Source organism: Amycolatopsis sp. cmx-8-4, assembly GCF_046548675.1.
In the GTDB taxonomy this organism is placed as follows: domain Bacteria; phylum Actinomycetota; class Actinomycetes; order Mycobacteriales; family Pseudonocardiaceae; genus Amycolatopsis.
This window is the reverse complement of the sequence record NZ_JAEBDZ010000007.1, coordinates 272,635-296,980: the sequence shown is the minus strand read 5'-3', so window position 1 is coordinate 296,980 and position 24,346 is coordinate 272,635. Positions and strand designations below refer to the sequence as shown.

The 24,346-nt window shown below is 73.1% G+C and carries 19 protein-coding genes and 1 pseudogene; 5 read left to right on the top strand and 15 right to left on the bottom strand.

Annotated elements, in window-relative coordinates; genetic code table 11:
• Nucleotides 1-35: 35 nt before the first annotated feature.
• A pseudogene (locus ACLJQZ_RS17590) lies at nt 36-332 on the bottom strand (universal stress protein); the annotation flags it as partial.
• Nucleotides 333-377: 45 nt separating this feature from the next.
• The gene (locus ACLJQZ_RS17585; RefSeq protein ID WP_410621057.1) at nt 378-1,592 is read right to left on the bottom strand and encodes an MFS transporter; all 1,215 of its coding nucleotides are present in this window, start codon (nt 1,590-1,592) and stop codon (nt 378-380) included.
• A 112-nt stretch (nt 1,593-1,704) separates the two neighbouring features.
• On the opposite strand from ACLJQZ_RS17585, the gene ACLJQZ_RS17580 reads away from it, so the two are divergent.
• Nucleotides 1,705-2,592: a LysR family transcriptional regulator gene (locus ACLJQZ_RS17580; protein ID WP_410621056.1), complete on the top strand. Its 888-nt coding sequence runs from the start codon at nt 1,705-1,707 to the stop codon at nt 2,590-2,592.
• Nucleotides 2,593-2,652: 60 nt separating this feature from the next.
• Entirely contained in the window at nt 2,653-3,648 is a 996-nt protein-coding gene (locus ACLJQZ_RS17575) for a TIGR01777 family oxidoreductase (RefSeq protein ID WP_410621055.1), read from the top strand.
• Here the strand turns inward: ACLJQZ_RS17575 and ACLJQZ_RS17570 are convergent.
• Nucleotides 3,593-4,969 carry an FAD-dependent monooxygenase gene (locus ACLJQZ_RS17570; RefSeq protein ID WP_410621054.1) on the bottom strand — a complete coding sequence of 459 codons (1,377 nt, stop codon included), beginning with the start codon at nt 4,967-4,969 and terminating at the stop codon, nt 3,593-3,595. The genes ACLJQZ_RS17575 and ACLJQZ_RS17570 overlap by 56 nt on opposite strands.
• A gap of 57 nt (nt 4,970-5,026) precedes the next feature.
• Between ACLJQZ_RS17570 and ACLJQZ_RS17565 the strand changes: the two genes are divergently transcribed.
• Nucleotides 5,027-5,686, top strand: coding sequence for a TetR/AcrR family transcriptional regulator C-terminal domain-containing protein (locus ACLJQZ_RS17565; RefSeq protein WP_410621053.1), 660 nt, complete (start codon nt 5,027-5,029; stop codon nt 5,684-5,686).
• A 148-nt stretch (nt 5,687-5,834) separates the two neighbouring features.
• On the opposite strand, the gene ACLJQZ_RS17560 is transcribed toward ACLJQZ_RS17565, so the two are convergent.
• The 5 genes from ACLJQZ_RS17560 to ACLJQZ_RS17540 form a co-directional block, all read right to left on the bottom strand.
• Nucleotides 5,835-6,440: a hypothetical protein gene (locus tag ACLJQZ_RS17560; protein ID WP_410621052.1), complete on the bottom strand. Its 606-nt coding sequence runs from the start codon at nt 6,438-6,440 to the stop codon at nt 5,835-5,837.
• A gap of 174 nt (nt 6,441-6,614) precedes the next feature.
• A complete protein-coding gene (locus tag ACLJQZ_RS17555) occupies nt 6,615-7,442 on the bottom strand; it encodes an NAD(P)H-binding protein (protein WP_410621051.1) in 828 nt (275 codons plus the stop codon).
• Nucleotides 7,443-7,593: 151 nt separating this feature from the next.
• Nucleotides 7,594-9,393, bottom strand: coding sequence for a serine/threonine-protein kinase (locus tag ACLJQZ_RS17550; protein ID WP_410621050.1), 1,800 nt, complete (start codon nt 9,391-9,393; stop codon nt 7,594-7,596).
• A complete protein-coding gene (locus ACLJQZ_RS17545) occupies nt 9,390-11,252 on the bottom strand; it encodes a serine/threonine-protein kinase (protein WP_410621049.1) in 1,863 nt (620 codons plus the stop codon). Before ACLJQZ_RS17545 ends, ACLJQZ_RS17550 begins: the two co-directional genes overlap by 4 nt.
• Before the next feature lie 437 nt (nt 11,253-11,689).
• The gene (locus ACLJQZ_RS17540) at nt 11,690-12,628 is read right to left on the bottom strand and encodes a zinc-binding dehydrogenase (protein ID WP_410621048.1); all 939 of its coding nucleotides are present in this window, start codon (nt 12,626-12,628) and stop codon (nt 11,690-11,692) included.
• A 53-nt stretch (nt 12,629-12,681) separates the two neighbouring features.
• On the opposite strand from ACLJQZ_RS17540, the gene ACLJQZ_RS17535 reads away from it, so the two are divergent.
• On the top strand, nt 12,682-13,524 hold the full coding sequence (locus ACLJQZ_RS17535; RefSeq protein WP_410621047.1) for a DUF1932 domain-containing protein: 843 nt from the start codon (nt 12,682-12,684) through the stop codon (nt 13,522-13,524).
• Here the strand turns inward: ACLJQZ_RS17535 and ACLJQZ_RS17530 are convergent.
• Nucleotides 13,508-14,545 (bottom strand): NADPH:quinone reductase, encoded by a 1,038-nt coding sequence (locus tag ACLJQZ_RS17530; protein ID WP_410621046.1) that lies wholly within the window; start codon nt 14,543-14,545, stop codon nt 13,508-13,510. The genes ACLJQZ_RS17535 and ACLJQZ_RS17530 overlap by 17 nt on opposite strands.
• A 191-nt stretch (nt 14,546-14,736) precedes the next feature.
• On the opposite strand from ACLJQZ_RS17530, the gene ACLJQZ_RS17525 reads away from it, so the two are divergent.
• Complete coding sequence (locus tag ACLJQZ_RS17525; RefSeq protein ID WP_410621045.1) at nt 14,737-14,907, top strand: hypothetical protein; 171 nt, start codon at nt 14,737-14,739, stop codon at nt 14,905-14,907.
• A 328-nt stretch (nt 14,908-15,235) separates the two neighbouring features.
• Here ACLJQZ_RS17525 and glgC read toward each other — a convergent pair whose 3' ends face one another.
• The 6 genes from glgC to ACLJQZ_RS17495 all read right to left on the bottom strand — a co-directional run bounded on the left by glgC (nt 15,236) and on the right by ACLJQZ_RS17495 (nt 24,313).
• Nucleotides 15,236-16,453, bottom strand: coding sequence for a glucose-1-phosphate adenylyltransferase (gene glgC, locus ACLJQZ_RS17520; RefSeq protein ID WP_410621044.1), 1,218 nt, complete (start codon nt 16,451-16,453; stop codon nt 15,236-15,238).
• A complete protein-coding gene (glgA, locus tag ACLJQZ_RS17515) occupies nt 16,450-17,604 on the bottom strand; it encodes a glycogen synthase (protein ID WP_410621043.1) in 1,155 nt (384 codons plus the stop codon). Before glgA ends, glgC begins: the two co-directional genes overlap by 4 nt.
• 92 nt (nt 17,605-17,696) lie before the next feature.
• Nucleotides 17,697-19,535, bottom strand: coding sequence for a glycosyltransferase (locus tag ACLJQZ_RS17510; RefSeq protein ID WP_410621042.1), 1,839 nt, complete (start codon nt 19,533-19,535; stop codon nt 17,697-17,699).
• 4 nt (nt 19,536-19,539) lie between these two features.
• The gene (locus ACLJQZ_RS17505) at nt 19,540-21,024 is read right to left on the bottom strand and encodes a hypothetical protein (RefSeq protein WP_410621041.1); all 1,485 of its coding nucleotides are present in this window, start codon (nt 21,022-21,024) and stop codon (nt 19,540-19,542) included.
• A gap of 23 nt (nt 21,025-21,047) precedes the next feature.
• Nucleotides 21,048-22,568: a hypothetical protein gene (locus tag ACLJQZ_RS17500; RefSeq protein ID WP_410621040.1), complete on the bottom strand. Its 1,521-nt coding sequence runs from the start codon at nt 22,566-22,568 to the stop codon at nt 21,048-21,050.
• 206 nt (nt 22,569-22,774) lie between these two features.
• Nucleotides 22,775-24,313, bottom strand: coding sequence for a choice-of-anchor A family protein (locus ACLJQZ_RS17495; RefSeq protein ID WP_410621039.1), 1,539 nt, complete (start codon nt 24,311-24,313; stop codon nt 22,775-22,777).
• Between the last annotated feature and the right edge of the window lie 33 nt (nt 24,314-24,346).

Here is a 24,346-nt window from a genome sequence, read left to right as displayed (position 1 = left end):
GCGCCGACCACCAGCAGCGCGGCGGTCCACGACACCTCGATCAGGGTCTGCGCGGCGCGGTCGGGGTCGAGCCGGGTGACCGCGTCCGGCACGCCCTGCGCGGCCGCGAGCTCTCGCGCGGTCCGCAGGGCGCGGCGGCCGCGGGCGCGCAGGGCGTCCAGCATCTCCTCGGGCGGCGGCACCTCGCCGCCGGCGAGCAGGGCCGGGAAGTCGAGCGCGTGCCGGATTTCCAAGGGCTTGCCGTGCAGCCGGGCCGCCCGCGCCGCCCACCGGACGGCGTCGAGCGACTCCGCCGAGCCGTCGGCTCCCGTGACGATCGGCGGGGTGGTCATCGGCGGCTCCTGACGCGGCTGGCGTCCCCCGACTCTAGGCCCGCCTCAGGCGAGCGTGCGCCGCGCGGACCAGCCGATCAATCCCAGCTCCAGCACCGCGAACCCGGCCAGCACGACCGAGCCGGGCAGCCAGAGCATCGCCAGCCCGGTCGTCAGCACCGGCAGCACCAGGCCCGCGTAGGCGGCGAGGAACAGCGCGGCCAGGACTTCGCCGCGGGTGAGCGGGTCGGCGAGCGCGGCAACGGTACCGACGCCCGCCCGGAAGCCCAGGCCGAACCCGGACCCGCCGAGCACGGCCGCGACGAAGAACAGCGGGAGCGACGCGGTGAACGCCGACACCGCCAGCAGCACCAGGCCGACGCCCATCAGCACGTACCCGGACCGCAGCTGCGGCCGCGTGCCGACGCGGGCGAACACGATCTGGACGAGCGCGGCGCTGCCGAGCATCACGAAGGGCGCGATCCCGGCGAGCAGCCGCGACGTCTGGTGCAGTTCCTGCGCCAGCAGCGCGGGGGCGAGCGCCATGAACAGGCCGCTGATGGCGAACGCGCCGAACACGCCGATCGCGGCGCCGGTGAACTCGGACCGGGCGGCCGGCGGCAGGGAGAGCCGTTGCGGCCGGTAGGCGGGCCGCTCTTCCCGGCGTTCCACGGTTTCCGGCACCAGGCTCACCGCGAGTGCCTCGACGAGCAGCACCACCAGGAAGACGGTGAACGGCGTGCGCAGCGGCTGGTCGGCGAACCGGGCGAAGAAGCCGCCGACGAGCGGGCCGATGGCGAGGCCGCCGGCGTTCACCACGGTCGTGATCAGGCCGGAGCGGCCGGGGTCGGCGTCCGGGTTCGCCTGGGCGCGCAGCTCGGACAGGTGCGCGGTGGCGGTCGCGGTGAGCGCGCCGATCCCGGCGCCGCTGATCAGCCGGGCGACGATCAGGCCCGGCACGTCCGGCCAGAGCAGGAACAGGGCCGCGGCGACGGCTTCGGCCAGCAGCCCGGCGAGGATGACGCGGCGGCGGCCCAGCCAGTCGCTGACGTGCCCGGCCAGGTAGAGGCTCAGCATCACCCCGACCGCGTAGGCGGCGAAGACAACAGTGACGACGAAGGTGGGGAAGCCATCCCGCTGCTGGTAGAGCGCGTACAGCGGGGTCGGGACGGTCGAGAACGCGAGCGCGGTCGCGAAGGCGACGGCGATGATGCGGAACCCCAGGCCGTGGCTCACCCGCAGGCGCGCGGCGGGCCGGGCCGGGGTGATGGTGGCGGACATGCTGACCTCCTGGTCTACGGATCTTCCGCTTCCCACCATGACCCTGCTGACTCAACAAGTCCAACGAAGAGTCGTGGTGCCAGTTATCGCTTCGAGCGATAAGTTGGCTCGTATGGAGACGCGTCAGCTGGAGTACTTCGTCGCCGTCGCCGAGGAGCTCAGCTTCACCCGGGCCGCCCAGCGCCTGTACGCGGTGCAGTCCACCGTGTCGGCCGCGGTGCGGGCCCTGGAGACCGAGCTCGGCGCCCGGCTGTTCGACCGGTCCACCCGCAAGGTCGCGCTGTCGGCGGCCGGCGTCGTGTTCCTGCCCGAGGCGAAGGCCGCGATCGAAGCGGTGGAGCGGGCCCGCGCGACGGTCCAGGAGGCGTCGGCGGGCCTGCGCGGCAGCCTCCGGATCGGCACGCTGACGGCGATCGGCAGCGTCGACCTGCCGGCCCTGCTCGGCGCGTTCCACCGCCGCTACCCGCTGGTGGACATCCAGGTCACGGTGTCGATCACCGGGTCGACCGGCCTGGCCGAGGACGTCCGCCAGGGCCGGCTCGACGCCGCACTGGTCGGGCTGCCCGGCGTCGACCTGCCCGGGCTGGACGTCCGAGCGCTCGAATCCCGGCCGTTCGTCGCGCTGCTGCCGCACGGCCATCCGCTGGCGCGCGAGCGGGAGATCCGGCTCGAGAGCCTCGCGCGGGAGTCCTTCGTGGACATGCCCCGCGGCTTCGGCAACCGGGTCCTCGTCGACCGCGCCTACGACGCGCTGGGCTCGCCCCGGCGCGTCACGGTCGAGGTCGCCGACCTGCGGACCGTGCCCGGCTACGTCCGGGCCGGCCTGGGGATCGCGGTCATCCCGGAGCTGCCCGAATCCGACGAGGAGGACGTCGTCTCGCTGCCGCTGGCCGGTGCGGGCCTGGACTGGCCGCTGAACCTCGTCTCCGCGAGCGCCAAGCCGCCGAGCCGGGCCCTGCGCACGCTCCTCGATCTCGTCACTGCTCAAGACCATATTTGAACGCGTTCAACTCTTCCGGTACGGTCGGCCCCAGGGGGACGACCGTGAAGGGGGAACGTCATGAAGGTGGTGCTGCCCGGCGGCTCCGGCCATCTGGGCCGGGTGCTGAGCCGGGCACTGACCGAGCGGGGGCACGAGGTCGTGGTGCTGAGCCGACGGGCAGAAGGGCCCGGGCCGTGGACGCGGAGCGTGCGGTGGGACGGGCGCACGCCCGGCGCCTGGACCGGGGAGATCGACGGCAGCGACGTCGTCGTCAACCTCGCCGGCCGGTCGGTGAACTGCCGCTACACGGCGGCGAACCTGCGGGAGATGATGACGTCCCGGACCGACTCGGCGCGCGTCGTCGGCGGGGCGATCGAACGCGCCGAGGCGCCGCCGCGGGTCTGGCTGCAGATGAGCACGGCGACGATCTACGCCCACCGCTTCGACGCGCCGAACGACGAAGCCACCGGCGTGCTCGGCGGCGCCGAGCCGGACGCGCCCGCCTACTGGGGCTACAGCGTCGACATCGCGCGGGCGTGGGAACGGGAGCAGGACCGGGCGGAGACGCCGCGGACCCGCAAGGTCGCGCTCCGGACATCGATGGTGATGAGCCCCGAGCCCGGCGGCGCGTTCGAGGCGCTGCTGCGCCTGACTCGGCTGGGTCTGGGCGGCCCGGTCGCGGGCGGCGCGCAGTACCTGTCGTGGATCCACGAGGACGACCTGCTCCGCGCGATCGACCTGCTGATCGCGCGGGACGACCTGAGCGGTCCGGTCAACCTCGCGGCGCCGGAACCGTTGCCGTACCGCGATTTCCTGCGTGTCTTGCGCGCGGCGGCGGGCGTCCCGTTCGGGCTGCCCGCCACCCGCTGGATGGCCGAACTCGGCGCGTTCGTCCTGCGCAGCGACACGGAACTGCTCCTGAAGAGCCGCCGGGTGGTGCCGGGCCGGCTGCTGGACGCGGGGTTCGAGTTCGCGTTCCCGCAGTGGGCCGCGGCGGCCGAAGACTTGGTGCGGCGGACTAGAACCACGCGTCCAGCGCGGCCTTCGGAGAGCCTTCGCCCGCCCAGGCGATGACGCCGTCCGGGCGCAGCAACAGGGGACCGGCACTGGTCACCGGCACGACGTCGACGCGCTCGTCGGCCAGGTGGCGGGTGTCCGGGGTGAGCAGCAGCAGGCCCCGGCCGGTGCGGGTGTGCTCGTGGAGCCGGGTGACGCGGCCGTCGTCGCCGGCCAGTGCGAGGTCCGGCGTGTAGCGACCGGCGGGATCGGTTGCGGGGTAAGGGAGTTCGCAGCGCTGGTGGACGCCGGAGAGCAGGTCGGCGAAGTACCGGTTCGCGTCCGGCAGGTCCATCAGCTCCGCGACGATCTCGCGCAGCGCGTCGACGTGCGGGCCCGGGGCCAGCAGCGCGGACTGGGCCCGCGTGTTGCGCAGCACCGCTTCGCCCGCCGGGTGGCGTTCGCGCGTGTAGCTGTCGAGCAGGCCTTCGGGCGCGCGGCCACCGGCGGCGGCGGCGAGTTTCCAGCCGAGGTTCGCCGCGTCGAGCAGGCCGAGGTTCAGTCCCTGCCCGCCGCTCGGCGAGTGCACGTGGGCCGCATCGCCGGCGAGGAAGACGTTGCCGTTGCGGTAGGTCGAGGCTTGCCGGGCCTGGTCGCCGAAGCGGCGTCCGTCGGTGAGTTCTTCCACGACGGCGGCGGCGCCGGTGACCCGGCGGATGCCGTCGGCGAGTTCGGTGGCCGTCACCGGACCGGCCGGCTCGGCGTCCCCGGCGGGTTCGGTGACGCCGGCCATGCTCCCGCCGTGCAGGAAGGCGCCGGCCGGGTAGCGGCCGCCGGGCGGGACGTCGCCGCCGAACCGCACCCGGCCCGCGGTGGTCCGGAGCAGGGGAGGCGTGCCGGGGAAGGCGAAGCCGGCGAGCTTCCGGACCGTGCTGCGCCCGCCGTCGCAGCCGACGAGGTAGCGGGCACGCCAACGGCCGTTGACGGTGACCTCGTCGTCGCTCTCCATCTCGGTGACCTCGTGGCCGCGCACGATCCGCACGCCCAGCGCGAGCGCGTGCTCGGTGAGCAGCCGTTCGAGCTGGGGCTGCCAGATGGTGGCGCGCGGGCGGTCCGGGTCGGGGACGAGCTTGTGGATGTTCGCGAAGTGCCCGAGCGTGGTGCCGTGGTCGCGGGCGAGGTCCCGGGTGCCCGCCGCGTCCGCCTCGGCCAGCCGTTCACCGAGGCCGCGGCGCCACAGCAGCTCGGTGGCCAGCACGCCGAGCCCGCGCGCCTTCGTCTCCTCGGACGGCGTGGGCAGTCTTTCCAGGACCAGGGGTTCGGCGCCGGCCAGCTTGAGTTCGGCGGCGAGGAGCAAGCCGACCGGCCCGGCTCCGGCGACGATCACGTCGGCGTCCATGTAGTCTCCTTAACTAGTTAAGGGACAGGGTGTCCTTAACTAGTTAAGGAGTCAAGGGTGCCGATCGAGAGGGCCGACGCGGTCCGCGTCGCGCTGGGGCTGCTGGCGGACGAGGGCCTCGACAAGCTGACGGTGCGCCGCCTGGCGACCGAGCTGGGCGTGAAAGCGCCCGCGTTGTACTGGCACTTCAGCGGCAAGCGGGCGCTGCTGGACCACCTGACCGACGTGCTGGTGGCCCCGGTCGTCGCGGCCCTCCCGGACGGCGGCCCGTGGCTGAAGTGGCTGGAGGAAGCGGGTTTCGCCCTCCACACGGCCCTGCTCGCCCACCGCGACGGCGCCCGGGTGGCCCTCGGCGCCGACCTCCGCACGGCCCGCGCCCTGGGCGACTTCGCCGAGCGCGCGGTGGGCGTCCTGCACGAGGCGGGCTTCCCCCTCGGCGACGCGACCCGCGCGGCGGGCGTCCTGGTGCACTTCGTGCTGGGCCGGGCGGTGGAAGACCAGACACGGCCCGCCCCAGAGGAGGAAGCCGCAGCGATCGCGGACGAGAGCTTCCCGTTCCCCCTGATGGCCGCGGGCCTGCGCGAGCGAGCGGGCGCCACGGTCGAGGACGACTTCCGCTACGCCCTCGGCATCATGCTGGCCGGACTCCGGGCGACGCTGGCCAGCACGTGTCGACCCCCTGATCACGCGTGCCGACTCTCCGATCACGTGAGCTGACCCTCTGATCACGTGAGCCGACTCTCCGATCACGCGGACCGACCGTTCCATCACGGGCCGAGTGTGCGCGGAACGCCGACACGTGTGATTGGGGAGCCGACTCGCGTGATTGCGGGGTCGACACGCGTGATCAGGGGGTCGACACGCGTCAGAGGTTCGCCCGGCCGGTGCGGAAGAACTCCGTGATCGCGCCGTCCAGCTCGCTCAGGGGCCGGGCCGCGCCGAAGGGGGCGGTCCAGAACTCGCCCTGCCTCGGCTCGAACGGCCCGACGTACGCGTACGGCTCGCCCAGGTAGTCGTCGCCGGGGGAGACGCCGTAGTTGACCTCGTCGACGGTGATCGCGACGTCGAAGTGCTCGGGCCACAGCACCGGCGTCGCATCCGGCGCGAACTCCCGCAGCGCCCGGTCGCCGTCGGCGAAGCCCTGCAGCACCCTCGTCAGCGCCGAGGCGTCGAGGGTGATCGTCTCGTCGAGCCGGACGCCGGGGCCGCCCGAGTAGACGCCCTCGGGCTCACCCGCCGTGAACCCGGCCGACGCCGCGACGTCGAGGTACGTGCGGCCGGCCAGCGGGACGCGCACCGAGTTCGTCACGAGCTCGTCACCTTCGAGCCGGAGTGCCGGCGCGACGACCGTGGCGAACCCGCCGTCGACCACACGCAGCTCGATCCGGCCCGCCGCCCGGTGCTGTGGTCCGGCCAGCAGCAGTTCGGCGACGCCGTGCAACGATCGTCTGGTCGTGGCGAGTTCGGTCACGCCACCGAGTGTAGGCACTGCCGGAGTGAGTCTGCTCGCGGTCTTCGCGCCCAGGCGGCCCCTGACTGTACGGGCGGCTCACCCGAGTACAACCCGGTACGAGGGCGACCCGCCCGCACCGCCAGGAACCACCTGGATCACGAAGCCCATCGAGCAGCCTCACTCCGGCAGCGCCTAGAGGAGCGGGAAGTGCTCGGCGGCCCACTGCTCGAACCCGAGCCCCGGCCGGCCGAGCACCCGCTCGACCGTGTCGGTCGCCGGCGAGCCGCCCCGGGCCGCGTCGGCGATGAACGCGAGGATCGCGTCGACGACCTCCGGCTTCTCGAACTGCCCGAACTGCTGCCGCGCTTCGGTTTCCGTCAGCTCCTCGATCCGCACCGGCACCCCGGCGGCGGCGCCGATCAGCTCGACCTGCTCCCGCTGGGACAGCAGCCGCGGGCCCGTGAGCATCCCGTCCGCGGCGTCGTGCCCCAGCAACGCCGCGACGGCGACCGCCGCGACGTCGCGTTCGTGGATCGGCGCGGTCTTCGCCTCGGGGTGCACGAGCTGCACCACGCCCTCGTCCCGGATGGCGTCGGCCCAGTTCAGCGCGTTGGTCGCCAGCACCAGCGGACGGATCGGCGTCCAGCGCAGGCCCGAAGCCGCCATCGTCTGTTCGACCGCGCGGTGCTCTTCCGCGATCAGGTTGCCGTTCGCCGCGGGGAGCAGCACGCTGCCCGACGACAGCAGCACGACGTGCTCGACGCCCGCTTCCCTTGCCGCGGCGGCGAAATCGTCCGCGCCGTCCGTCGGCGCGTAGACGAAGACCTGCCGCACGCCGCGCAGGGCCTCGGTCAGGGTGGCGGGCCGGGTCAGGTCGGCCGCGACGACCGGGACGCCGGCGGGCAGGTCCGCGGTCGCGGGGTTGCGCACCGACGCGCGCACGGGTTCGCCGGCGGCGAGGAGCTGGTCGACGACGTGCCGCCCGACGTTCCCGCGGGCGCCGATCACCAAGGTGGTCATGATGGTCCTCCTGCTCAGCTGCCGCGGGAGGAAGCGAACGACGGCTCACCTCGCGCGGCAGGCAACTGGTACCTGGCGCGCCAAGGGAGTCACAGTCGTGACAGGCGAAGCGTTCCGACGCTTCACTTCGCCTGTCACCAAGCTACCACGGTCAGGTTTTCGGCAGCTTCGCGACCAGGGCCTTGCCGAACGCGACGGCCGCGTCGCAGGAGCCGCCGGGTTTCGACGTGAAGATCCGGACGTGCTCGACCTGGTCCGCGTCGTAGGGCCGGTGGTCCCAGGTCAGGAAACAGCTGTCGCCGAGCGCCCGCTGGGTGGCCGTCCGGCCGCCGAGGTCGACCGGCGTCCCGGCGTCGGGCACGCCGGCGGTCAGCTTCTCGAACGACAGCTTCAGCGACGTCGTCGCGGTCCACTCGCACTCGCGGAGCCCGGTGAGGGCGACCTGGCGGACCGGGCCGATCGCCTGCGCCACCGCGGGTTTGTCCAGCACCGCGCACGGGTCCAGCGCCAGGAATGTCCCGGGCGCGAGGTCGTAGCGGTCGTTGCCCGCGCTGATCCGCTTCACCGCCTCGCCGAGCGTGGTCTTCGCCAGGTCACAGGTGTCGGCGATGGCCGTCACGCCCAGCTCGGCCTGCGCCGGGACCTGGACGCTGGCGTCGCACGTGCCGCCGCCGACCTCGCTGAACAGCACCGGCCGCCCGTCGAGGTCCCCGGCCGGCTTGCCGCCCTCCAGCCAGATCGCGTCGCCCAGCTTCAGCGTGACCTTCCCGCCGGTGCGCGGCCGGTAGTCGCAGCGGTCGAAGTAGAGCGTGTCCTGGGCCTGCAGCTTGCCGACGCCGGTGATCGAGACGCCGTCGAGCACCTTGCAGGGATCCGTGCGGCGCAAGGTGTCCAGGCTCGTCGGGTCGAGGTTCGCCGACGGCGGCGGCGGGTCCGCGCGGAAGAGGTTCACCGCGATCAGGCTGCCCGCGGCGAGGGCGCAGACCGAGGCCAGCACGGCGGTGACCGGCACCCAGCGCCGCTTCGGCGGCCGCGGGACCGGCGGGGCCACGGGTGCGGGGACCGGCCAGGCCAGCGCCGTGCGGACCGCGGCTTCCTGGTCTTCGATCAGCCGGTGCACCGCAGGCGGCCACGGCCGGGTGCCGGGCGCCACCGGGCCCAGGTGGTCCAGGATCCGTTGTGGCGTCGGACGTCCGGCCGGATCCTTGGCCAGACAGGGCTCGACGAGCGCGCGGATCTCCGGCGCCAGCCCGGTCAGGTCGGGCGCGGCGTGCACGACGTTGTAGAGCATCTGCGCGGTCGTCGAGCCGGTGAACGGGCCGCGTCCGGTCGCAGCCATCACCAGTAGGCCGCCGAGGGAGAAGACGTCGCTCGCCGGCGTCAGCGGCCGGCTTTCGGCCTGTTCGGGTGACATGAACGCCGGCGAGCCGATGATGCCGCCGGTGCCGGTGAGGTCGGAGCCGCCCTCGGCCGCGCGGGCGATGCCGAAGTCGATCACGCGCGGGCCGTCGCCGGTGAGCAACACGTTGCCGGGCTTGAGGTCCCGGTGGATCAGGCCGACCCGGTGGATCTCGGTCAGCGCGGACGCGAGCCCCACGGCGAGCCGTCGCACGGCGTCGTCCGGCAGCGGGCCGGTGGCGTCGATCGCCTCCTTGAGGGACGGCCCGGTGACGTACACCGACGCCAGCCACGGCGTCTCGGCGTCGGGATCGGCGTCCATGACGGCCGCGGTGAAGGCGCCCGAGACCCGTTGCGACGCCTGCACTTCGTGCCGGAACCGGTCGCGGAAGCGGGCGTTGTGCGCGAACTCCGGGTGCACCTGCTTGAGCGCGACGAGCCGGCCGTCCGGCGCCACGCCGAGCAGGACGCGGCCCATGCCGCCCTCGCCGAGCGCGGCGACCAGGCGGTACCGGCCGGCGGTCCGGGGCTCGCCCGGTTCCAGCGGCCTCACGGCTTCGGCAGCCCGGACTTGACCGTCTTGGCGAAGTCCTGTGCCTGGCGGCACGTGTCCTCGACGGTGAGCGAGCTGGCGGACGTCGTGTAGTCGACGATGACGTTCTCCGAGGTTCTGTCGTCGTAGGGCCGGTGGCGCCAGGTGTAGGTGCAGCTCACCCGCGCGGCGTTGGCCCGTTTCGTGGTGACGAACGCGGTGACGCCGTCGAGGTCGGCGGTCGTGCTCGTGTCGTAGTACGAGTCGGTCGTGCGGAACGGCGGCACGCCGCGTTCGAGCGTCACCGTGACGTCGCCCGCGACGTGCCACTGGCACTCGTGCAGCCCGCGCGGTTCGACCTTGGTGACCGGTCCGACGATCCGCTGGGCGGTGGCGGCCGGGACGAGCGGGCAGGGATCGACCGGGGCGAGGCTGCCGGCCGGCGGGGCCACTGTGGTGCCGCGAAGGCGTTTCAGCGCTTCGCCGAGCGCGGCTTTCGCGACGTCGCAGGGTTTGTCGAACTTCTCGGCCGAACCCTCGGCCTCGACGCCGATGGTGGTGTCCGCGCGGTCCACCACCGGCACGGCGGCGGTGCAGCCACCGGCCTTCTCCTCGACGCTCAGCGGCAGGCCGTCCAGGTCCCCGGCCGGCGTGCCCTTCGCGGCGACCGGGCCGCCGATCGTCAGGTCCAGCCACTGGCGCCGCGCGGTCTCGTAGGTGCAGCTGAAGAGGTGGACGTCGATCTTCGGGGTGAGCGTGCCGACGCCGGGGGCCGACGGCAGGACCTTGCAGAGATCGACGCCGCGGAGGCGGTCCGGGCCCAGGGGATCCGGGTTCGGCGCGGACGTCGTGGTCACTGCAGTGGTGGGTGGGCTCGCGGTCGTCGCCGGGGCGGTCCTCGTCAGCGCGACGGTGGTGATCGTGCCGCCGATCACGACGATCGCGGCCACGGCGGCGAGGGCGATCCGCAGGCCGCGCCGTCGCGGTTTCGGCGGTTTCGCGAGGGCGTCCCGGACCTCGGCCCGGCGCTGCGCGATGAGAGCGTGGACGGCGGGCGGCCACGGGCGGGGGACCGGCGGCAGCGGGCCGAGGAACTCGAGGATCTGCGCCGGCGACGGCCGCTGCGCGGGGTCCTTGGCGAGGCACGGCTCGGCGAGTGCGCGGACGTCCGGTGGGAGGACGCGCAGGTCGGGGTGGGTGTGGACGACGTTGTAGAGCGACTGCGGCGCCGATGCCCCGGCGAAAGGACTGCGCCCGGTCGCGGCGAGGACGAGGAGCGCGCCGAGGGAGAAGACGTCGCTCGCCGGCGTCAGCGGCCGTCCCTCGGCCTGTTCCGGCGACATGAACGCGGGCGAGCCGAGGATCGCGCCGGTGTGGGTGAGGTCGGTGCCGCCCTCCGCGGCGCGGGCGATGCCGAAGTCGATGACGCGCGGGCCGTCTTCGGCGAGCAGGACGTTGCTGGGCTTGAGGTCCCGGTGCACCAGCCCGGCCCGGTGGATCCCGGCGAGCGCCGACGCCAGCCCGGCGGCGAGCTGCCGCACGGCGGCCACCGGCAGCGGCCCGGTCGCGTCGACGGCGTCCTGCAGCGACGGCCCGGCGACGAACACGGAGGCGAGCCACGGCGTGGCCGCGTCGGGATCGGCGTCCATCACGGCGGCGGTGTAGGCCCCGGAGACGAGCCGCGAGACGTCGACCTCGCGCCGGAACCGCTCACGGAACCCGGCGTCGTGCGCGAACTGCCGGTGCACCCGCTTGACGGCGGCCAGCCGCCCATCGGGCGCCACGCCGAGCAGCACACGTCCCATGGCGCCCTCGCCGACGGTGGCGAGCAGCCGGTACCGCCCGGCTTGCGCCGGTTCACCCGGACCCAACGGCTCCACGCCCCACCTCCGCGGGCGATGGTAGAGCGAACGAGTGACGCGGTGGCCACGAATGTCCACTTCGGTGGCGCCGGTCACCCGGCTCGCGCGCCCTGGGGTCGCTCGGGACCGCCGGTCGAGGGTCGTGAGTGTTTAGGAGGGTTAGAACCCTCCTAAACACTCACGACCAGCCGCGGCAGACCCACCTGCCGGACCCGGTCGGCGTTCCCGGGCGCCGCACCGGCGGGTCCGCCCGGCCCGAGGCCGTGAGGGGCACCCTCAGGGACCTATGCGTCGTGAGGGGCACCCCCACGACCTTCGGCCGACCACCTGCTGGAGCCGGGTCGGGGTTTCTGGGCGTCGCACCGGCGAGTCAGTCGGCTCAAGGCCGTGAGGGGCACCCTCAGGGACCTGAGAGCCCTGAGGGGCACCCTCACGACCTTCGGCCGGCCGCTGGGTCAGGGGTGCAGGAGGATCTTGCCCACCGCCCGGCGTTCCTCGAAGTCCGCGTGGGCCGCGGCCGCTTCCGCCAGGGGGTACGTCCGGCCGATCAGCGGGACCAAGCGGCCCGCCGCCGCCTCGGCCAGGGCCTGGCGCACCCGCCGGGGCGTCTCCGGCCAGAACTCCGGGAGCTGGGACATGTCCGCCACCGACGCCAGCCGGCGGCGATCGGCCGAGGGGACCGTCGTCGGGGTGCCGCTGCTCATGCCGTAGCCGGAGAACCGGCCGCCGTCGCGCAGCAGGGACAGGGCTGCCGCTCCCAGCGGGCCGCCGACTCCGTCGAAGACCACGTCCACGGCGGGCACCTTCGAAACCCAGTCTGGTGAGCCGTAGTCGACCGCCCGGACGCTCAGGTCGTGGGCCAGCTTCACCTTCTCCGGGCCGCGGACCGCCGCGATCACCACGGCGTCGCGGGGTAGCTGCACCAGGAGGCTGCCCAGCCCGCCCAGGCCCGGCAGCACCAAGACGTCGTCGCCCGCCACGACCGGCGTCCTCTCCAGCAGGGCCAACGCCGTGCTGCCGTCGTCCAGGACCGCCAGGGCCTCCGGCAGCCCGAGGCCGTCCGGGACCCGGAAGGCGAACCCGGTGTCGGCGATCGCCGTGTCCGCGTAGCCGCCGGCCGCCGCCCGGGTGACGACGCGCGCGCCCAGCCAGTCCGCGGCCACGCCCGGCCCGATCGCGGTGACCGTGCCCGCGACGGCGCCGCCCGGCACGTACGGCGGCGTCACCGTGAACCCCGGCGGGGCGTCGCCGCGCCGGATGAGCGTGTCGAGCCAGCCCACGCCGGCGTACGCGACGTCGACGCGCAGGTGCCCCTCGGCGGGCTCGGGCGTGGGTAGCGTGACGGGGGCCAGGACCTCGGGTCCGCCGAACTGGGTGGCCATGATCGCTTCCATGTCCCGAGTGTCGAACCTCAAGGACACTCGAAGTCAAGGCGAAAGGAACACGCGTGAAGACTTCCGTCGGGGTGCTGCACCCCGGGGCGATGGGCGCCGCGGTCGGCAAGCTCCTCGTGGACCAGGGCTTCCCCACCCACTGGCTGCCCGCCGGGCGCGGCCCAGCCACCCGGCGGCGGGCGGCGGAAGCCGGCTTCACCGAGGCGGCCGACCTGGCCGGCTGCGACGTCGTGCTGAGCATCTGCCCGCCCGCGTCCGCGGTCGACGTCGCCCGGGAGGTCGCCGCGAGCGGGTTCGCGGGCGTCTACCTCGACGCGAACGCCATCAGCCCCGGGCACGCGCGGGAGATCGAGGAGCTGTTCGACGGCCGGGCGTCCGTCGTCGACGGCGGGATCGTGGGGTCGCCGCCGCGGCAGGCCGGCTCGACGCGGCTTTACCTGTCCGGCAAGGACGCCGGACGCGTCGAAAGCCTCTTCGCCGGGACTTTCCTGACGCCGATCGTGCTCGACGGCCCGGTCGGACAGGCCTCCGCGCTCAAGCTCGCGTTCGCCTCGTACAACAAGCTCACCTACGCGCTCGCGGCGCAGGCCCACGCCCTCGCGGCCCACCACGGCGTCGGCGACGTCTTCCGGGAGCTGGCCGGAGCGGTCCGGCGGGACACCCCGCTCGGCGCGCCGGGGGCCCTCGAATCGGCCGGGCAACGAGCCTGGCGGTGGGAGGGCGAGATGGCCGAGATCGCCGCCGCCTGCACCGAAGCCGGCCTGTCGCCGGCGTTGCTCACCGCCGCGCAGGAGCTGTTCGGCCGCTGGCGCGAGCACCGCGACGACGAGGGGGTGACGGCCGGCGAGCTGCTCGCCGCGCTGGCCGTCACCCCGGACGTCACCCAGCCGGGGTGACGTCGATCAGCACCTTCCCGGTGGCGCCCTCTTCCGACGCGATGTGCGCCTTCGCCGTGTCGGCCAGCGCGAACCGGTGGACCGGCACGCCGCGGTCCTCGCCGAGGCGGAGCGCGCCGTCGGCGAAGGCCGCGTTGACGTCCTCGGCGCCGGCCCGCAGCTTGTCCGCCCCGACCGTGTAGAGCACCAGGAACTGGTAGCGCGTGTTCAGCCACAGGTTCGCGCCGAACTCCAGGCTGATCGTGCCGGTGCCGCGGTCGTCGCCGTAGGCCGCGACCGTGCCGCGGGTGCGCAGCACCTGCGCGTGCAGCGGGGCGTTGACGCCCAAAGCGACCTCCACGACCAGGTCGACGCCGTCGGGCGCGATCTCGCGGATCTTGGCGGCGAGGTCGGGGTCGGGGTAGCGCAGCACGTGCTGGGCGCCGGCCGCGCGGGCGAGGGCGGCCTTCGCGTCGCTGCTGACCGTCGCGATCACCGTCGCGCCGGCCCAGCGGCCGAGCTGGATCGTGGCGTTGCCGACCGCGCCGGCACCGCCGCTGACCAGCACCGTCCGGCCGGCGAGGGAGCCGGGGGACAGGCGGGCCGGGCCGTCCTCGGCGACCGTGAGCGCGCGGTGGGCGGTCAGCGCCGGGACGCCGAAGCCGGCGCCCTCGTCGAAGCCGGCGCCGTCGGGCAGCGCGGCGAGCTTTTCGGCGGGCAGGACGGTGTACTCCTGGGCGGTGCCGGACTCCGGCGCGTGGGTACCCGCGAGGAGCGTCCACACGCGATCGCCGGGGGCGAAGCCGGTGACGTCCGGGCCGACCGCGTCGACGACGCCGGCGCCGTCCTGGTTGGGGACGGTGTCGGGTACTTCGGTCCCGGCTTCGGCGCCGCGACCTTGCCGCGCCTTCCAGTCGGTCGGGTTGACGGCGGACACCACGAGCCGGACGCGGACCTCGCCGGGCCCGGGCGCCACGACGTCCCGTTCGGACAGCGACAGCTCTTCGGGCCCGCCGTGGCGGCGGTAGACGACAGCTTTCATGACCCGTGCAATCCCGCCGGGCCCCCGGGTTATTCCCGGCCCGCCGGAATTGGATGACGTGCGGAAATGTCCGGCGTTTCCGGGCCGGACCGGAAATGGCGGGTAAACGCGCGCGGTATGGGTGATCCCCCGGCCGGGCGATTTTCCGGTTTGCCCGAGCGAAATCGGCCGGCGCCCCGGAAACTGGGCGCGTGGGAGAGGAATTGCGCACATCGCGCGAAGAGCGGTCGAAGCGTGACGAAGGTGAGCCGACGCCCATCTTCGACGCCGTGGCCAGCGCGGCCCGCGCGGGCTCGGCGGACAAGGCGAATACCGGGAATCCGGCGGGCGAGGGCAAAGCGGGGCGGTCTACCTCGCCGTGACGACCGGGGTCGCCTGGGCGGTGGCGCTCGCCGCCGTCTTCCTGCTGGTAGCGGTGGCGTGCGGTCTCGCGGCGTGGCGGCCGCGCGGCGGGCACCGCGGAACCTGAGGCAGATTGTTCAACGTCCGCGCGGAAGCTGTAGCATCTTGGCTGCACGTGCATCTGCGGATGAGGGGTAGGACGTTGGCCGGGGTCGTGAACAGCATGATCGCCGCGGAGTACGCGGCCGGGGCCTCGATCTCGGAGCTGGCCGAGCGCTGGGGCATCGACCCGCGCCAGGTGGTCGAGCGGATCTCCGCGGCCGACCGGTCCTGACGCGGGTCCCGCGCTCAGATGGCGCGTTCGCCCTTGCCCAGCACCACGATGCCACCCTCGCTCACGTGGTAGTGCCCCCGGTCGCGAGCCAGGTCCACCCCGATGTGCGCGCCCGGCGGGACCACGACGTTCTTGTCCAGGATCGCCCGCCGCACCACCGCGCCGCGGCCGACCCGGGCGCCGTCGAGCAGCACCGAGCCCTGGACGACCGCGCCCTGCTCCACGATGACGTCAGGGGAGAGCACCGAGTCGACGACCTGCGCGCCGGAGATGATGCAGCCGGGGCTCACGATCGACTGGTTCGCCGAGCCGCCTTCGACGAACTTCGCCGCCGCGCGCTGGCCGGGGTGGGCCAGGATGGGCCACTTGCGGTTGTAGAGGTTGAAGATCGGGTGCGTGGAGATCAGGTCGGTGTGCGCGTCGTAGTAGCTGTCGATCGTCCCGACGTCGCGCCAGTAGCCGTGGTCGCGTTCGGTCTCACCCGGCACGACGTTGCCGCTGAAGTCGTAGACCGCCGCCTCGCCGGACTTCACCAGGGCCGGGATGATGTCGCGGCCCATGTCGTGGTGCGACGCGGCGTTCTCGGCGTCGGCGTGCAGCGCCTCCAGCATCACCTTCGTCGTGAAGATGTAGTTGCCCATCGACACGTACGACTCGTCGGGGGAGCCGGGCAGGCCCGGCGGGTCGGCCGGCTTCTCCAGGAACGCGTCGATCATCAGGCCGTCGGTGGTGCGGATGACGCCGAACGAGCTCGCCTCGGCGCGCGGCACCCGGATCCCGGCGACCGTGACGCCGGCGCCCGAGGAGATGTGGGTCTCCAGCATCTGCCGGGGGTCCATCCGGTAGATGTTGTCCGCGCCGAACACCGCGATGTACTCGGGGTCCTCGTCGTAGACCAGGTTGAGGCTCTGGTGGATGGCGTCGGCGCTGCCCTGGTACCAGCGCGGGCCCAGCCGCTGCTGCGCCGGCACCGGCGTGACGTACTCGCCGGTGAGCGCCGAGAGCCGCCACGTCGTCGAGATGTGCCGGTCGAGCGAGTGCGACTTGTACTGCGTGAGCACGCACAACCGCCGGATCCCGCCGTGCACCAGGTTCGACAGCACGAAGTCGACCAGCCGGTGCACACCCCCGAAGGGCACCGCGGGTTTGGCGCGGTCGGCGGTGAGCGGCATCAGGCGCTTGCCCTCGCCGCCCGCGAGCACGATGCCCAGAACGTCGGCTCCACTGTTCACGAGGACCTCCCGCACGCTTCGTAGAGGGCGACCGTCTGCTCGGCGATCGCCTTCCAGCCGAACTCGCCGACCGCGCGCTCGCGGCCGGCGGTACCCATCGCGGCGGCCCGGTCCGGGTCGCCCACCAGCTCGTTGAGGGCCGCGCCCAGCCGCGCCTCGTACCCGGCGGTGTCCGCCTCGTCGTAGTGCACGAGCAGGCCGGTCCGGCCGTCGTCGACGACCTCCGGGATCCCGCCGACGTCGCTGGCGACCACGGCCGTGCCGCACGCCGCCGCTTCCAGGTTCACGATGCCGAGCGGCTCGTAGACCGACGGGCAGGCGAACACCGCGGCGTGGGTGAGCAGCTGCACGACCTCGGGCCGCGGCAGCATGTCCGGGATCCAGCGGACGCCGGTGCGGGTCTTCTCCAGGTCGGCGACCAGGCCGCGGAACTCGGCGTCCAGCTCGGGGGTGTCCGCGCCGCCCGCGCACAGCACCAGCTGCGTGTCCGGGTCGAGTGCGGCACCGGCCCGGACCAGGTGCGGGACGCCCTTCTGCCGGGTGATCCGGCCGACGAACAGCACGTACGGCCGGTCCGGGTCGACGCCGTGCTTCGCGAGGACGTCGGTGCCCGGGTCGGGCCGGTAGAGCGTGGTGTCGATGCCGTTGTGGATCACGTGGACGCGCTCGGGCGGCACGGCCGGGTACGCGGTGAGCACGTCCTGGCGCATGCCGGCGCTGACCGCGACGATCGCGTCGGCCGACTCGTAGGCCTCGCGCTCGATCCACGACGAGACGCGGTAGCCGCCGCCGAGCTGCTCGGCCTTCCACGGCCGCAGCGGCTCCAGCGAGTGCGCGGTGACGACGTGGGGGATGCCGTGGGTCATCTTCGCCAGGTGCCCGGCCAGGTTCGCGTACCAGGTGTGGCTGTGCGCGAGGTCGTGGCCTTCGAGGGCGTTCGCCATCGAGACGGCGATGTCCATGGTCGTGAACGCCGGCTGGCGGTAGCCGTGCGGGTCGGTGTGCCCGGTGGCGTCCGGGCGGTCCGGGCCCCAGCAGTGCACGTCGAGGTCGACGAGCGACCGCAACTCCCGGGCGAGGAACTCCACGTGAACCCCGGCTCCGCCGTAGACCTCCGGCGGGTACTCCCGGGTGAGCAGGCCGACCTTCATGAGGAGAACCCTATGGCCTCACCACCCCGGGGCGCAGTCTGGCGTCCCGGCGAATCTCCAGGAGTTTCCGGTGACCGATGCGGTAGGGGCGGTCAGAGGTCGTAGAGCCGGGTCCAGTTCTCCCGCGAGGTCAGCTCGGGCATCGCGCCCTGGTACCGCGCCTGCGCCCCCGCCCCCTCCTTGCGCAGCCGCTGGATCACCTTGACACCGCGTTTGGCCAGGTCGAAGGTCTTGGCGCGGTCGTAGGAGCGGACGCGGACGCCGTCCTGGTTCGCGTCAGTGACGACCACGGTCGAGAACAGCGACGTGTGCCACCAGTGGGCCTCGTCGGCCGGCACGGCACCCAGCCCGAAGCGGTGCCGGCCCCGGGTCTGGTCGAGCAGCCGCTTGAGCAAGATCACCACGGTCCGGCTCGGCGGAGGGGCGCTGTTGATGATGCCGATGTCGTTCGACGCGATCCCCGGCACGTCGGTGGCCTTGTGGCGTTTGGTCTCCGGGTACTGGTCCCGGATCCGGCGGATCTCCTTCATCGCTTCCACGCCACCGTCGCGCAGGACCTCAGGGCCTTCGAGGAAGTCCTCCACCGCCTTGATCAACGTCGCCGACAGCCCGTACTGCATCCCCAGCAGGTACCGCACCAGCTGCGCCAGCAGCACCCGGGAGAGCAGGTTCAGGTTGAACGGCGAGTGCAGCGCCGCAGTGATGATGGAGTTGCGCAGGTTGAAGTAGCGGTGCCACTCGTCCCAGTCCTTCATGTGGAAGTCCGCGTGCCACACCCCCGCACCCGGCAGCGTCACCGTCGGGAAACCGTGGGCGCGGGCCCGGTAGGAGTACTCGGCGTCGTCCCACTGGAAGAAGAACGGCATCGGGTACCCGGTGGCCTGCACCACCTCGTACGGGATCAGGCAGGACCACCAGCCGTTGTACCCGGCATCCAGGCGGCGTTCCTGCCGGTTCGGCTTCAGCGTCTCCTCGTCCACCCCGAGCAGGTCCGCGGTGGTCAGCGAGTGCTCGACCGGCTGACCGGGTTCGAGGGTGTTGAGGCGGGCGTATTCGGCGCCGACGTGGAGCTGGTTGGGGTGGAACAGGTTCAGCATCTGCCCGCCGACGATGATCGGGTTGGCGGCGCGGTTGGAGAACGCCGTCATCCGGATCACCAGGTCCGGCTCCAGCAGCACGTCGTCGTCCATGAACAGGACGTTGGCGTGGGCGGTGGCGGTGTGCCCGGCGACCTCGTAGAGCCCGCGGGTGAACCCGCCGGCGCCACCGAGGTTCGGTTGCTTGATGTAGTGCAGCTTCTCCCCGAGGTCCTTCACGACCTGGTCGAACCCGTCGCGGGATTCGACGAGGTCGGTGCCCTGGTCGGCGACGTAGATCGCGTCGAGGGTGTCGAGGGAGGACACGTCCGCGGCCAACGCTTGCAGGTTTTTGAGGCAGTCGTCGGCGCGGTTCATGGTGCAGATGGTGACCGCGGTCGGGCGGATCGTCTCGGGGGCTTCGACGGTCCAGCGGACCTGCTCCACCCGCAGGGTCTGGCCGCCTTCGGTTTCCAGGTCCAGCCAGAGCGCGCCGCCGTCGTAGAACTTGTCCAGCTTCCCGGTCAGGGCGATTTTGTGCTGGGTGACGTCGGTGACCTGCTCGGCCTCGATGACCCGCGGTTCCCCTTCGACGTCGGAAGCACCCATGGACAGCAGCCCGGTGCCGGTGACGACGGCCTCGACCGAGACTTCGGTGACGGTGGTCCAGCGCTGCCAGTAGGAGGCCGGGAACCGCCCGAAGTACGTATTACCCGACACCTTCGTGCCCGGGTCCAGCCGGATCGAGCCGCGATCCCGGATCGCCGAGCCGGTGCAGACCTCGGCGTAGAGGTCTTTGCTGACGATCGGCGCCGGGCCCGCGTACAGGCCGCGCTGCGCGGTGAGGTCGGTCATGTGTTCAAGCTCCGCTTCCGTTGCCCCGGACGAGATACAGCTGCTGGGTGCCGGCCCACGGCGACGACAGTGTCCAGTGGGCCAGCGCACCCGGCGGCGGATCACCGCGCACCAGGGCGTAGTCGGTGACGATCGGCCGGTCGCCGTGGTCGAAGTACCGGAAGTTGACGTCCACGAGCGCCCGGCCGAGCGCGCCGAGGTCGGCCTTCCGTGCGGTGATGGCCGGGCCGACGGCGCCACGGTCGTCGAAGAGGTCGACGATCGCGCAGCCGCAGCTGTAGGCGAGCACGCCGATCTCCCCGCCGCTGCGGACCGTGCCGCCGCCGACCAGCCGGCCCAGCTCCGGGCCGATCCGCTCGTAGTCCGCCGTCGAGTCGTGGTTGGACATCAGCGGCGCGAACCGCCGCGGCAGGCCGTCGGAGACGTAGCAGCCGACGCTCAGGACCAGCACCCCGGTGACGGCGACCGCGCCGGCCACCCGGGCGGGCAGGCGCACGCACGCGGCCGCGGCGGCGACCAGGAAGAGCGTCACCGTGACCAGGCTCGGCCCGTAGTACCAGTGGTAGGGCGGCACGTGCAGCCGCGTGTAGGCGAGGTAGTGCGCGAGCCCGGCGGGCACGAGCGGGGCGAACGGCAGCACCTTCGTCCACTGTGGACCACGACGGCCGGAACCCGCCAGCCAGAGCGCGAAGGCGCCCAGCGCGAGGGCGGCGGGCAGGAACGACAACGCCGTCGCCCACGGGAAGACCCGGGCGTACAGGCCTGGGCCGTTGCCGAAGTCCCAGGTACCCCAGGACTTCTGCAGCGTCTTGATGATCACCGTGTCCGGCACGGCCGACCCGAGCACCACCCAGCTGAAGGCGAACCAGGGGAGCGCGACCGCCGCCGCGGCGAGCACCGTCTGCCACGCCTTTTCCCAGAACCGGCGGCGCAGCAGGAAGAGCACCAGCGCGACCACGACCAGGTCGAGCCGGACCAGCGCGACCAGGCCGGTGAGCACGCCGAACGCGACCGGCCGCCGTTCGCCGGCGCACACCAGCAGCCAGGCGATCCCGGCCGCGCCGAGCTCGACCTCCAGCCCGATCGACGACAGCAGCAGCGGGTTCACCGTGAGCAGCGCGACGGCGGCCGGCGCGAACCAGGGCGGCAGGCCCGCCCGCGTCCCGGCCCGGCGCAGCGCGAGCACCAGCGCCACCTGGCCGAGCACGAACAGCACGCCGCAGGCCAGCACGGCGTCGCGCAGCACGAACGTCAGCACCGCGAGCAACAGGACGTTCAGCGGTGACGTCGCGGTGTTCGACGTCTCCGCCGTGATCAGGCCCCAGTGCCCGTGGAAGGCGACGTTGCGGGCGTAGGACAGGGTGATGAACGTGTCGTCGATCAGGTGCGGGCGCACGGCGGCGAACACCAGCGCCGACCCCGCGGCGACCGCCACGGGCAGCACCCAGCGTCGTGGCGTGCGGGGCCGCGGTTCGGGAGCCGTGTCCACAACGGGCTCCCGATGGGCGACGCTCACGGCTCGCGGGTGAGGACGAAGTGCCCGACGCCCTTGGCCGCCGAGTACACCTGCCAGCTGTCCGGCCCGGTGGCCGGGCCCGAGGCGTACTGCAGCCGGTAGTCCGGCTTGCGCGGCCCGGCCGAGCGGTCCAGCCAGTGGTAGTTCACCCGCAGCGCCAGGCTCATCACCGGGCTCGCGTTCGCGATCCGTTGCTGCACCAGCGAAACGGCTTCACCGCGGTCGGAGAAGACGTCGAGGATCGCGCACTGGCAGTAGTAGGCCAGGGTCCCGATCTCGCCGGGACTGGCGACGCTCGCCCCGTCGAGCCGCTGGCCGAGCTCGGTGCCGACCCGCGCGTAGTCGTCCGCGCTGGCCCAGTTCCCGAACACCACGGGCGACTTCCAGGGCAGGCCCTGCGCGGCGTCGACCGCGGCCCCGCTGAGGACCAGCAACCCGGTCAGGCCCAGCGCGAGCAGCGGGGGACCGGTCCGCAGGGCGGGGCGTTCGCGCGTCTGGGCGTACCAGGCGCCGAACGCGGCCACGGCGAACGCGCTCGTCGCGGTCACCGGCGCCACGTAGTACCAGTGGAACGGGCCTACTCCGAGGTAGGAATAGGCGATGTAGTAAAGGATCCCGCCCACGGCCAGCGCGGCGAGCGGACCCAGCGGCGGGAAGTCGGGCCAGCGGACGGCGAAGCGCGCCGCGGCCCAGCCGGCGAGCGCGACCACGCCGACCAGCGCCGGGAGGAACGACACGAGCACGGTGACCGGCCAGCCGAGGTAGTACATCATCGGCCCGGTGCTGTAGCTCCACGGCGCGAACAGCCCCGCCTGCGACTGCTTGATCACCAGGGTGTCGGGCACGAACGAGCCGAACACGATCCAGCTGACCAGGAACCACGGCGCCGTCGTCAGGACCGCGAAACCCGCCGCGGGCAGCAGCCGCCGCCGGATCGCGGGGGTGCCCAGGGCGATCACCACGACGAACACGACGAGGTCCAGCCGGGTCAGGATGGCCAGCCCGCCGGCGACGCCGAACCAGACCGCCCGGCCTTCCAGCGCGAGCGCCGTCAGCACCAGCAGCACCGCGGGGATGAGCAGGACTTCCAAGCCGATCGCGGACAACACGAACGGGTTCAGCAGCACCAGCGTGATGCCCAGCACCCCGGCCGCCGTCGGCAGCGACAGCACCCGGCCGATCCGCTGCCACGCCCAGCCGAGCGCGCCACCGCACACCACGGTCAGGATGCCCAGCGCCACCACCGGGTGCGAGCCGCCCGCGATCCGCGTCACCAGCGTCAAGGCGCCGAGGAGCAGCACGTTCAGCGGGGACGTCGCGGAGTTCGCCGGGGATCCGGGGATGATGCCCCATTCGCCGTGTTCCGCGAGGTTCTTCGCATAGGCGAGGGTGATGTAGCTGTCGTCGGTCAGGCTGCCCCGCACCACGAGGAAGACCAGCGCGCCCAGCACCGCCCCGAAAACGGGCAGCACCCAGCCGCGCGACACTCTTGTTTTCTCGGTTTCTACCGCAAGCACCTGTTCACCTCGCGGAGCCGCCACCGGCGCGGGGCCCGCCATTTGCCCGATCGACATGCCCCGGGGACCGTAATGACCCTTCATTACGAGAGTGCTACGCCCTTGTTAGGTCCACGGGCCCGCGAGGTACTTCACCCGATGGTGACACGGACCTCGTGAGCCCGCAGTGTGAAAGATCGGTCCATTGTGGAGTTACGCCTGCCGGGTCACCGGGTGCGGCGGCGGACGGTCACGAGCACCAGCGCGGTACCCCCGGTGACCAGCAGGGCACCGAGGCCGAGCAGCGGGCCGGCGTCGGTGCCGGTGTCCGGCAGGCTGCCGGAACCGCCGCCGGTGATGGTCGGCACCGGTGCGGGCGTGCTGCTGGACGTCGTGGTGTCCGTGGTGGTCGTTTCGCCGGTGGTGCTCGTCGGCACGGTGGCCGTGCTCGTGTCCGTGGTGGTCGTCGACGTCGGCCCGGTCGGGGTGGTGCTCGCGGTGTCCGTCGTCGGTGCCGTGCTGGTGGTGGTCGGTTCGCCGGTGGTGGGCTCGGTGGTGCTGGTGGTCGGCTCCGTCGTGGTGGGAGCCGTGGTCGTGGTGGGCTCGGCGGTGGTCGTCGTGGCCGGGCCGGTGGTCGGGGTCGTCGATGTCGTCGAAGTGGTCGTCGTCGTGCTGGTGGTGGGCGTCGTCGGCGTCGTCGTCGGCTCGGGCTTCGCGCACGACGGCAGGTCGCCGGTGAACGGGTACGCGTGGAACTCCTGGCCGGTGCCCGCGCCGGCGCCGGAGCCGTGGACGAGGTTGCCCGCGGTGAAGAACCGGCCGTTGCTGCCGGGCAGGGTCATCGTCGTGGTGCCGTCCGGGTTGCCGGCCAGCACGCTGCCCTGGAACTGGCCGCTGCCGGTCAGGGTGACCGTCGCCGCGTCCGGGACGTTCCACAGCAGCCGCGACCGGAGCTTGTTCAGCGGGTCGTTGTCGTCGAGGGTGCCGCTGTAGGTGTTGATCGTGCGAGGACCACCGATGAGGTTGACCAGCACCGTGGCGCCGGCCGGGATGCCGTCGAACGTGATGCCCTGCGTGCTGCCGCCCGGCCCGGCGATGTCGGCGGTGAGGTTGAAGACCTGCAGCGCGGACTTGCCGTCGCCGGTGAACGTCGTCTCGTAGCCGTGGTTGACGACGGTTCCGGTGGCGGTGCGCAGCCCGCCGTCGACGCGGGCGTAGCACTGGCTCGCGGCCGTCAGCTTCTCGCGCAGGCCCGCGTACGGCTTCATCGCCGCCGGGTCGTGGACGACGGTGCCGATCACGGTGCCCGTCAGGGATCCGGCGTGGCGCACCACGCCACCGCCCGAGTCGCCGACCGCGTCGAGCCGCTGGGTGTCGGCGACGGTGAGATCGCCGCCCACGGTGAGGAAGTCGGCCCCGTCCGGTGGCGGCACGCGTGAGCCGACCCCGGCCACGCCGACGTTGTAGAGCGACGAGCCCGCCGTCTTGCGCAGCGTGAAGTCACCGCCGACGACCACCCGGCCCTCGGCTTCGGCCGCGCTGCCGGTGACGCGCATGGTGCCGCCGACGAAGACGTTCACGCCGTTGTCGCGCCCGGCGAACGACCCGTTGCCGACCGGGGGAAAGGTGCCGGGGCAGGTGCCCGGCACGCACGGGCCGAGGCCGCCGGGCAGCGGGTCGGCGTGCGCGGACCACGGCGCGGGGAGCGCGAGCAGCACGAGCCCGCAGGCCGCCAGCGCCGCCAGAGCGGCATGGGTCACACGCACGGGGTCCCCTCCCAGTCCAGCCTTGGTCCATTG